The following is a 9,943-nucleotide window of genomic DNA, read 5'->3' as shown; positions in this document are numbered from 1 at the left end:
ACCGGCGTTCAGGCACTCGCCATCGATGTGGCACTCGGTGATGTCACGGCCAACTTTGCCACCAAACTTAATGCGGCAATAGCCGCCAACGCCGAGTTGGCAGGAAAGGTCACGGCCGTGGACGGCGGCGTAGGTGTAGGTCTTAAGCTTCAGGCCGTCAATGATGGGACTCAGTACTCGATTCAGACGCTAGCGACAACCTCAACGGCTACCACGCAGGCAGCCAACTCGGGTTTCGCAGCTACGAGTTCACGCGGTGTTTCCAACAGCATTCTGAACTTTGATTGGAATACGTCGGCCGGCGCCGACGTGGGCGTGAATATCACGCTTGCCAACGGCACCTACGCCACGCTGCAGGATCTGGTCACTCAGATTAACACCCAGTTTGCAGCCACCGCCGCTCTGGCGGCCGGTTCCGCAACCGACCGCGAAGTCTTTGCTGAGATTTACGACAACAACCGCATTCGGTTTGCCACTCGCGATCAAGGCTCGCTCTATACGTTGACCCTGAACGCCGGCACAGGCGTCGAGGCTGCGGACAACCTCCGCTCGGCTCTCAGCCTGACCGCCGACACGTCGGCTAACACCGGCACCGACGCCACCGTGCGGTTTGACGGCTATACCAACACTATTAACCGGGTTGACTGGGCGCAAGCCACCACTACGGCCACGCTGGTTAATGCTGATCTGACGGATCCTGACCGTGGTACGGTGACCATGGCAGTTGGAAGCGGCATCAACGGCGGCGTGCAGGCAGGCAGTATGCTCCTGTCGGTTACCGCGGCGCAGTTCAACGTTCGTTTGGACGGTGGCCCGGCGACCCAGTTCTCGGGCGGCGATTTCGGCACGGTCTACAATTCTGATCGCAGTGGCTCGATGCGGCTGAAGATCGCACTTACCTCGATCGGCGGCACCGAGACGATCAACAACACCGACCAGTCGCTGGTCTTCCAGATCGGCGCCAATGTCGGCCAGACCGAGAGCATTTCGCTGCGGAACATGTCCTCCACCACCCTGGGTACCAACCTGACCGGCAACATGTTCACCTCACTCTCCCAGATTGACGTGACCACGGTTCAGGGCGCCCAGGATGCCCAGGAGATCATCGACGCGGCCATCAATGAGGTAACCACGACTCGTGGTACGCTCGGTAGCTTCCAGAAGAACACTCTGGAATCCAACCTGAGAAACCTCCGGATCGCCTCTCAGAATCTCACCGCTTCTGAGTCGCAGATTCGTGATACCGATATGGCTATGGAAATGTCGAACTTCACCAAGGACCAGGTCCTGATGCAGGCTGGCGTGGCCATGCTGGCTCAGGCCAACCAGGTTCCGCAGGTGGTTCTGTCGCTTTTCCAGTAGGCCTAAACATAGCGCTCGATGAGAGCCGGGGGAGAGCTTAATCCCCCGGCTCCCCAAAAACCACGCCTCCGCGCACGAGACAGTGAAGTCGGAAGGTTGATAGGAATAACATGGCAGGCTCCACCACTATCGACGGCATCATCTCCGGTCTCAACACGACTGAAATCATCGACGCCATCATGCAGTTCGAGCGTCGCCCGGCCGTTTTGATGGAGGCCGAGCAGGCCGAGCGCACCAATATCATCACCACTCTCAAGGCGCTTCAGGCCAAAATCTTCGCCGTCCAGGCAAAGGCACAGCAGCTTTCCTACAGGGCGACCTTCGAGAAGGCAGCGATCAGCGTTTCCGATGACAAGTATTTGACCGCCTCGGCCAACGGCCGTGTGGCCACCGGCTCGTATGAATTCCAGGTGCGGTCCGTGGCGCGCAACCACCAGATTGCATCGCAAGGCTTTTCCGCCGAGGACATAACAGCTTTCGGAACGGGTACTATCCAGATTTCAGTAGGTTCGGCGTCCCCCCGCACTATCAGCATAGATTCGAGCAACAACAGTCTGACGGCCATAAAAGACGCCATAAACAATGCCCGAGTCGGCGTAACGGCCACGATACTGAACGATGGTTCCGCGTCCAACCCCTACCGCCTAATACTCAGCGCAGACAAGACGGGCATTTCCAACTCGATATCGATCACTTCGGACCTCACCGGTGGACCGGACCTGAATTTCGATACTGCTTCATTTGATTCGCCGGAAGCAGTCCTCATGAACACCGGATCGACCTCGCGCATATCGCTCGGCCCGACCGCGGCGTATTCCGGCAGCGAAAACAAGACGTACACGTTCACGGTCAGAGGCGCGGGCGCTCAAACAATCGGCACTGACAATGTTACTATTGACTGGAGCGACGGAGCCAACTCAGGATCCATTGTAGTCACACAGGCTGATGTCGAAATCGAGCTTGTGGGGGACGGCGCCGACGGCCTGCGGCTCTCGTTTTCCGCTGGTCAGCTCAATGCCGGTGACACCTTCCAGGTACAGAGTTTCGCCCCGCTTCTTCAGCAAGCTTCGAATGCAATGATTACATTCGGCTCCAACGGCGGCGCGGGTTCGCCGATCACCGTTGTTAGTGAAACCAACAAATTCCAGAATGTTGTCGCGGGGCTGGTCCTTGATGTCAAGAACGTGACGCCCGCAGGTGAGTCGGTTACTGTCACAACCGATGTCGACATAACCGCCATTCGCCAAAGCCTTCAGGGATTTCTCGACGCGTACAACGACGCCAACAAATTCATAGACGATCAGAACAAGTACGATCCGAAGACCGAAACCGGCGGCATATTGCTCGGAGATACCATCATCCAGACCATGCAGTACTCGCTTCGTAACCTCGTCAGCTCGCGGGTGAACACCGATTCGGAACGGTACCGATATTTGTCGTCCATAGGTATCCGCACCGGACTCGACGGCAAGCTGACGATCAAGGACAGCAACCGCCTGGAAGAAGCGCTCCGCAATGATCTTGACGAGGTAATCTCCCTGTTTACAGACAGCGGGCACGCGTCGAACGCCGGCATCGAATTCGTCTCCGCCACCGCCGATACGGTCGAGGGCGATGACTATGCGGTGGATATTACTCGTGCCGCTACGCAGGGGGCTCTCACCGGAACGAACATCGCCGACCCGGCCGTCACGCCGCTGGTGCTAGACAGCACCAATAACCGCCTGCGTATTCGCGTAAACGGAAAGCTCTCGGATGAAATCGTCTTGTCCGCGCGCACCTACGAGTCAACTACCGAACTAATAGCCGAACTGCAGTCGCGTATAGACAGCGACTCCAGGATCGGAAGCGCCGGAGTGACCGTCTCATGGGTGGAGAGCGCAGTCGGGACGGGCCATTTGGTACTGACAAGTGACACGTACGGATCGAAATCAACGGTCAGCGTGGACACGACGGTCTCGAACGGCGTTGCCGGTGTGATCGGATTGAGCGGCGCTGTTTCAGCCGCCGGGCTCGATGTGCAAGGCACGATCAACGGCGAAGAGGCGCTCGGTTCGGGACAGTTCCTGACCGGCCTTCGAGACAATGCAACAACCGCCGGTCTCAAGCTCAAGATTACGCTGACGGCAGATCAGGTCGGCGCCGGCGCCGAAGGTACTATCACACTGGCCCGGGGGGTGGGTTCGAAGCTAAACACCCTGCTTGACAGCCTGACCGCCACCGGTGAGGGGCTGCTCGACAGCCGCATCAAAACGTACGAAAACCAGGTGCAGAACCTGACCGAGCGTATCGAGGAGTTCGATCAACGCCTTGCGCTCCGCCGTAAGCGCCTGCAGGAGGAGTTCCAGCGGATGGAGGAGGCGCTGGCTAACCTCACCGCGCAGAATGACTATATAGCGTCGCAGGTGGCCGCATTCAATGCCAACTGGGCTATTATGGCCCGCAACCGGAACACCTAAGCGTGCGGGCAGCTCGCCATGAAGGATAAACTGCAGGCTTACCGGGTCGCCGACACTATGGGCAAATCCCAGCTCGATTTGATTCTCATGGTTTATGACGGCGCGGTCAAGGCCCTGGCCCTGGCGGCTAAGTACTATGGTGATGGCGATACCCGATCCGGCTATGAACAGATGCAGTCCGCAAAACGCATGGTGACGCATCTGCATACCACGCTCGATGTGCAAAAGGGCGGCCAAGTGGCGCAAAACCTGGCGAGGATGTACGCCTGGATCATTGGCGAATTGATCTCACTCGAGGCCACCAAAGACCTGGATCGAATAGCGAAAGTCGGCGACGTCCTAAGCAATCTGCGTTCCGCCTGGGCTGCCCTGAAGCAGAAGCGTTCCGATCGGGCAGGCGAGTCGACAGAAGATATTGCTGCTTCCGTGCAAATCCCTGATCACGTAACTGTAACGGCATAGACAATGGACAACAAGAGCAACCCAATCACGCAGCTTGAGCAGACGCTGTTGAGAATCCTCAAGGAAGAATACGCTTTCTATCAGTCGCTTTACATCCTGGTGGACAAACAGCGCGACATCATCAAGTTTGATCGCGACGAAAACCTGCTCGATCTCTACGCCGAGATTGAACGCTGCCAGCGGCGTATTCGCGAGTCGGAGGAGAAGGTCACCGCGATTCGAGAGCAGAATCCCCGGCTGTTCAAGCTGGCTGCCGTTTACCCGGAGATTCGCAAAACCGTCAACAGCATTATAACGTTGATAAAGAAGAACCTGGCGCTGATTGAGGACAACCGTGAGTATGTCACCAGTCGCCACGATCGTATCAAGAGTGAGTTGGACGAGCTGAAGAACAGCAGGAAGATTTTGCAGTATATTGCCGACGCAGAACCGTCGCCGCAGTTTGTCGACGGCCAGAAGTAGGCCGGGCCGTCGGCCGGCCGCGCCGACTCGGGTAAAGCGGCGGCTTTTCACCTCCGATAGGATAGGTAAAGGTGAGAACATGGAGATAGGACCTTTGTCAAACCGACAGCAAAGTGACGACCCGGACGAACATCCCTCAGTTCGGGCGGGGGCGGGCCGGTCGTTATCGTTGGCGGCCCGCAAGATCGGCGATAAGGCGGAGATTTCTGACGAGGCGCGCGCCCGCCTGGCCGAACTGGCCGATCAAGAGTTAGCCAGGGAAAGCCAGGAGCCGCAGCCGGTGTCATTGGATGAGCATTCAGGTGAAAACCGGCTGGATATAATCAAGAAACGGATTGCTTCCGGTTACTACAGCGATCCGGAAGTGCGGTCCAAGATAGTGGACCGATTGATTGATGATTTAGATGGTTGAAGAAGCAAGTGTCTATAAACTTCAGGTGCGGTCATCGCGAGTCCCGACCGCGCATCGCGCACGAGACGCGGCGCATCTCCGCTCGCAATGACACTTTAGATCGTCGGGCAGGGTCGCCCGACGGCGCGAAATGATTCGCAGAGGTAGCTCATGACCACCGCCGTCATTGACAACAAGGTAAAACAGGTAATCTCAAATATCCGCAATTTGCCCACGCCCCCTATCGTGTTTCACCAAATCCAAAAGGTGATCCACGATCCGAGGGTCTCGGCGGGTCAGATCGCCAAGATTCTCCAGGAAGACCCGGCCATGTCGGTAAAGGTCCTCAAACTGACTAACTCGGCGTTCTACGGACTTCAAAGGGAGGTGGAGTCGGTCAAGCAGGCGGTGGTGATTGTCGGGCTGGAGGCCATAAAGAACCTGGTGCTGGCTGCGTCGGTGTTGGACATGTTCAAAGGCAAAGATGTAGACCAGGAGTTCCAGGAGAAGTTCTGGCGGCATTCGCTCGCGGTAGGGTTCGGCGCTCGGCTGCTGGCGCGTATGGGCAAGGTGCGGGGGATGCTCGATCCCGAGACCGCCTTTTCCGGCGGTCTGCTGCATGACATCGGTAAAGTCATCATGTGCTGCTTCCTGCCAAGAGAGCACACTCAGGTCAAGCAAGCCAGACTGGCTGATCGCGAGAAGCCGACCCACGAGATCGAAGACCAGGTTCTTGGTTACAATCACGCCCAGATCGGCGCCATCCTGGCCGAACAATGGAAACTGCCCCATCGCCTTTTCGACGCGGTCGCGCATCATCATCAACCGGCTGCGAGTCAAAGCGGCGAACCGATACCGTACGTCATCCATGTGGCCAACTATGTCGCGAAGAGAACTTTCTACGACCGCGACGAGCAGTTCCTGGTCGGCCATCTCGAGCTCGGCTCGCTCGAAATGCTCGAGATAAAGGACTCCGATCTGGATAACCTCGCCGAATCGCTCCGGCAGGAGTATCTCAAGGCGGAGACCTTCATGCAGATGGTTGGCATCTCCTGATCGGTGCATTGTCCCCAATCAGCCCGGACGAGGTGAACAGGCTGCCGCAGGGGGCGGCGTGGGCAGTGATTTCAGATCGACCATCGCGCCTAACATCTTTTCTCCCAAAGAGTTTTGCTCTGACGCCGTCAAGAAATGTGTTGACAAGAGCGTCCGCGCTCCATAAAATTGTGGTTCCCTTGGAGTCCAACGGGCTTTTAGGGCTGGTAGGAGTATGGGCGATTAGCTCAGATGGTTAGAGTGCTTGCTTGACATGCAAGAGGTCACTGGTTCGATTCCAGTATCGCCCACCACTTGGGACTGTTGGCGGGATGTTTGGAAAGGCATTCCAGGCAGCCCGCTTTAGATATTGGAAGGCATAATGTCAATGGCGCAGGTTCAGATTACTTTTCCCGATGGATCGGTTAAGCCGTTCGCGGCCGGAACCACCGGGCTGGACATCGCCAAGTCGATCTCCCCGAAGCTGGCCCGGGACGCCCTAGCGATCAAGGTCAACGGCGTCGTGCGTGATCTTAGCTACCCGGTCCCTGAGAACGCGCCCATTCGGATTCTGACATTCGACGATCCCGAGGGACGCCAGGTGTTCTGGCATTCCAGTTCACACATAATGGCCCAGGCCGTACAGGAGCTATTCCCCGGTGTGAAGCTGGCGATCGGCCCACCCATCGAAGAGGGCTGGTATTACGATTTTGATGTCCCCAGACCGTTTTCGCCGGAAGACCTGGCCAACATCGAGAACCGGATGGCTGAGATAATCGCGGAGGACGCCCCTTTCCGTTGTGAGTACGTAAGCCGGTCGGCGGCGATCGATCACTATCGCGAAAAAGGCGAGCCGTACAAAGTCGAGTTGCTCGAGGACATCGAAGATGACACGGTCTCGATGTACTACCATTCGCGCTTCGAAGATTTGTGTCGCGGGCCGCACGTACCGAGCACCGGGGTGGTCAAGGCCTTCAAGCTGATTGCGTCTTCGGGTGCCTACTGGCGCGGCGATGAACACAATGCGATGCTGCAGCGCATCTATGGGGTCGCCTATCCGAAAAAGGCGATGTTGGACGAATACCTGCACCGCCTGGAAGAAGCTAAGAAGCGCGATCATCGCGCTATCGGCAAGCAACTTGAGCTGTTCCATATCGCCGACGAGGTCGGCGCCGGGCTGATTATGTGGCTGCCGCGCGGGGCGAGAGTTCGCCACATGATTGAGGACTTCTGGCGCTCGGAGCACCTCAATAACGGCTATGAGCTGGTGTACTCGCCGCACATCGCCAAGCGCGAGCTCTGGGAGCAGAGCGGCCACACCAATTTTTACATCGAGAACATGTACGGGCCGATCAGCGTCGACGAGCGCCTGTTCCAGCTCAAACCGATGAACTGCCCGTTCCATATCTCGATGTACAAGTCGCGGCTTTGGTCGTACCGCGATCTCCCGCTGCGCTGGGCCGAGCTTGGAACGGTGTATCGCTACGAGCGCCCGGGGGTGCTCCACGGGCTGATGCGCGTACGCGGTTTCACACAGGATGACGCCCACCACTTTGTGGCTCGCGACATGATCGAAGACGAGCTTTACTGGACGCTCAACTTCTGCATCCATATACTTCGCTCATTCGGCTTCGTGAATTACGACATCTACCTGTCAACCCGGCCGGAAAAAGCGATCGGTGACCTGGCTGACTGGGAGCGCGCCGAGAACGGACTTCGTGCTGCGCTCGAACGCGCCGGCCTGCCTTACAAAGTTGACCCCGGCGAAGGGGTGTTTTACGGGCCGAAGATCGATATCAAAATCAAAGACGCGATTGGCCGCGCCTGGCAGTGCTCCACCATTCAGTTTGACTTCTCGCTGCCGGAACGGTTCGACTTGGTGTATACCGACCGCGACGGTGAGCGCAAGCGCCCGTTCATGGTGCACCGGGCATTGCTGGGGTCGATAGAGCGCTTCTTTGGTGTCCTCGTTGAACATTACGCGGGCAATTTCCCGCTCTGGCTCGCACCCATTCAAGTAGCGGTGCTGCCGATCTCGGACGAGTTCAACGATTACTGTCGTCAGGTCGCGGCCCGGTTACAAGAGCATGGGATTCGCTCTGAAGTGGATGACCGTGCGGAGAAAGTCGGCGCGAAAATTCGGGCTGCCGAAGTGATGAAGATACCCTATATGTTCGTTGTCGGCGCCCGGGAAGCTCAGGCCGGGTCGGTGGCGGTGCGCCAGCACGGGGTCGGCGACATCGGTGCCAAATCGCAGGACGACGCGATCGCTCTCCTGGTAGCCGAGATACGAAGCAAAGGATTAACGGTGCAGTCCTGAGAGGGCTGCCGAGGAGGATGGCATAACCACCAAAAGTATCCGGGTCAATGACCGCATTCGAATTTCGCCGGTGAGACTGGTCGGCGAGGACGGCACACAGATCGGCATCGTGCCGATCAAGGAAGCGCTGGATCGGGCCAGGGCGCTCAGCCTGGACCTCGTAGAAGTCTCACCTGACAGCCGGCCGCCGGTGTGCCGGATCATGGATTACGGCAAGTACAAATACGAACTAGCCAAGAAAGACAAGCTGGCCAAGAAGAAGGCGCATGCGTTCCAACTGAAGGAAATGCGGTTCCGGCCCAAAATCGACGAGCATGACTACCAGTTCAAGATGAAACATGTTCGCGAGTTCCTGTTAACCGGCAGCAAAGTGCGTGTGTTCGTGCTTTTCCGGGGACGGGAAATGACCCGGCTCGAATTCGGCCAGAAAGTGTTGGAGCGGCTGGGACAGGATTTAGCGGATATCGCCGTAATCGACGTACCGGCCAAGCTCGAAGGTCGTTCGATGGGCATGGTTTTGACGCCGCGCCCGGAAGTGGTCCGGCAAGCGCAGGCAGCGAAGGCTCAGAAGGCCAAAGAGAAAGAGCAGGAAAAGCTCCCTCCGCAGGCCGACGAACCTGAGCCGGAAGAGGTTGAAGAATCGAATAGCTGAAATAGACGAGGACAGTAATGCCGAAAATGAAAACGAAGCGTGGCGCGGCCAAGAGGTTTAAGCGGACCGCCAACGGCAAGATCAAGCGCCACCACAACTATAAGGATCACATCCTTACCAAGAAGAGTACCAAACGCAAACGTAAACTGCGCAAGGCCGGGCTGGTTGACGATGCCGACATGAACCGCATGAAACGGTCCTTGCCGTACCAAACCAAGTAATCGCTCGGCTCACAGGAGATATTTGATATGCCACGCGCAATGAACAATGTCGCCGCGAAACGTCGACACAAAAAGGTCCTGCAGAAGGCCCGCGGCAATTTTAACGGCCGTGCCAAGCTGTACCGGACGGCGCTCGAGACGGTCCACAAGGGGTTGACTTACGCCTACCGCGACCGTCGCAACCGAAAGCGTACTTTCCGGGCGCTCTGGATCACCCGGATTTCGGCCGCCGCCAAGATGTGCGGCACCAACTACTCGAAACTCATGCACGGTCTCAACGCGGCCGGTGTGAATTTGAACCGCAAGGCTCTGGCCGATATCGCTGCCCGCGACATGGCTACCTTTGAGAGTATCGCTAAGATGGCCGCCGGGAGATAAATCCGCCGTTTATGTCGCTTCTCGACGAAGTATCCCGACTTGAATCCGAAGCCCTCGAGCGAATCGGCCAAGCCTATTCGCTCGATTCGGTTAAGGAACTCCAGATCCGGTATCTCGGCCGCAAAGGCCCCCTGGTAGCACTGCTGCGACAACTGGGCAGCCTGCCCGAGGAGGAGCGGAGGCTGGTCGGCGCGCGCGCCA

The 9,943-nt window shown here is 57.6% G+C and carries 11 protein-coding genes and 1 tRNA gene; all 12 read left to right on the top strand.

The genetic code is table 11. From position 1 onward, the window contains the following. A partial coding sequence (locus AB1772_12430; GenBank protein MEW5797148.1) for a flagellin occupies nt 1-1,362 on the top strand: 1,362 nt, incomplete at its 5' end. 110 nt (nt 1,363-1,472) lie between these two features. Further along, nucleotides 1,473-3,821, top strand: a complete 2,349-nt coding sequence (gene fliD, locus AB1772_12425; GenBank protein MEW5797147.1) for a flagellar filament capping protein FliD — start codon at nt 1,473-1,475, stop codon at nt 3,819-3,821. An 18-nt stretch (nt 3,822-3,839) separates the two neighbouring features. Then, nucleotides 3,840-4,283 carry a flagellar export chaperone FliS gene (gene fliS / locus AB1772_12420; protein MEW5797146.1) on the top strand — a complete coding sequence of 148 codons (444 nt, stop codon included), beginning with the start codon at nt 3,840-3,842 and terminating at the stop codon, nt 4,281-4,283. 3 nt (nt 4,284-4,286) lie between these two features. Beyond that, nucleotides 4,287-4,745, top strand: a complete 459-nt coding sequence (locus tag AB1772_12415; GenBank protein ID MEW5797145.1) for a hypothetical protein — start codon at nt 4,287-4,289, stop codon at nt 4,743-4,745. Nucleotides 4,746-4,914: 169 nt separating this feature from the next. Further along, nucleotides 4,915-5,157: a hypothetical protein gene (locus tag AB1772_12410; protein MEW5797144.1), complete on the top strand. Its 243-nt coding sequence runs from the start codon at nt 4,915-4,917 to the stop codon at nt 5,155-5,157. 150 nt (nt 5,158-5,307) lie between these two features. Then, the gene (locus tag AB1772_12405) at nt 5,308-6,192 is read left to right on the top strand and encodes an HDOD domain-containing protein (GenBank protein ID MEW5797143.1); all 885 of its coding nucleotides are present in this window, start codon (nt 5,308-5,310) and stop codon (nt 6,190-6,192) included. A 216-nt stretch (nt 6,193-6,408) separates the two neighbouring features. Next, nucleotides 6,409-6,485: transfer RNA gene (locus AB1772_12400), tRNA-Val, on the top strand. A 68-nt stretch (nt 6,486-6,553) separates the two neighbouring features. Then, on the top strand, nt 6,554-8,491 hold the full coding sequence (gene thrS / locus AB1772_12395) for a threonine--tRNA ligase (GenBank protein ID MEW5797142.1): 1,938 nt from the start codon (nt 6,554-6,556) through the stop codon (nt 8,489-8,491). A gap of 22 nt (nt 8,492-8,513) precedes the next feature. Continuing rightward, on the top strand, nt 8,514-9,143 hold the full coding sequence (gene infC / locus AB1772_12390; GenBank protein MEW5797141.1) for a translation initiation factor IF-3: 630 nt from the start codon (nt 8,514-8,516) through the stop codon (nt 9,141-9,143). 17 nt (nt 9,144-9,160) lie between these two features. Continuing rightward, nucleotides 9,161-9,364: a 50S ribosomal protein L35 gene (rpmI, locus tag AB1772_12385; protein MEW5797140.1), complete on the top strand. Its 204-nt coding sequence runs from the start codon at nt 9,161-9,163 to the stop codon at nt 9,362-9,364. A gap of 27 nt (nt 9,365-9,391) precedes the next feature. Beyond that, nucleotides 9,392-9,742, top strand: a complete 351-nt coding sequence (gene rplT, locus AB1772_12380) for a 50S ribosomal protein L20 (protein MEW5797139.1) — start codon at nt 9,392-9,394, stop codon at nt 9,740-9,742. Between the two features lie 11 nt (nt 9,743-9,753). Next, nucleotides 9,754-9,943: phenylalanine--tRNA ligase subunit alpha (gene pheS / locus AB1772_12375; GenBank protein ID MEW5797138.1), on the top strand; the 190-nt coding region annotated here is incomplete at its 3' end.

It is taken from the genome of Candidatus Zixiibacteriota bacterium (genome assembly GCA_040752815.1).
Classification (GTDB): Bacteria; Zixibacteria; MSB-5A5; order GN15; family FEB-12; genus JAGGTI01.
Note: the sequence above shows the minus strand (reverse complement) of the source record. Positions and strands in the feature narration are given on the sequence as shown.

What these genes read in the sequence shown, in the direction of transcription:
- fliD (MEW5797147.1), top strand. Translation starts at nt 1,473, where the DNA reads ATGGCAGGCTCCACCACTATCGACGGCATCATCTCCGGTCTCAACACG.
- thrS (MEW5797142.1), top strand. Translation starts at nt 6,554, where the DNA reads ATGTCAATGGCGCAGGTTCAGATTACTTTTCCCGATGGATCGGTTAAG.
- AB1772_12405 (MEW5797143.1), top strand. Translation starts at nt 5,308, where the DNA reads ATGACCACCGCCGTCATTGACAACAAGGTAAAACAGGTAATCTCAAAT.
- AB1772_12415 (MEW5797145.1), top strand. Translation starts at nt 4,287, where the DNA reads ATGGACAACAAGAGCAACCCAATCACGCAGCTTGAGCAGACGCTGTTG.
- rpmI (MEW5797140.1), top strand. Translation starts at nt 9,161, where the DNA reads ATGCCGAAAATGAAAACGAAGCGTGGCGCGGCCAAGAGGTTTAAGCGG.
- fliS (MEW5797146.1), top strand. Translation starts at nt 3,840, where the DNA reads ATGAAGGATAAACTGCAGGCTTACCGGGTCGCCGACACTATGGGCAAA.
- rplT (MEW5797139.1), top strand. Translation starts at nt 9,392, where the DNA reads ATGCCACGCGCAATGAACAATGTCGCCGCGAAACGTCGACACAAAAAG.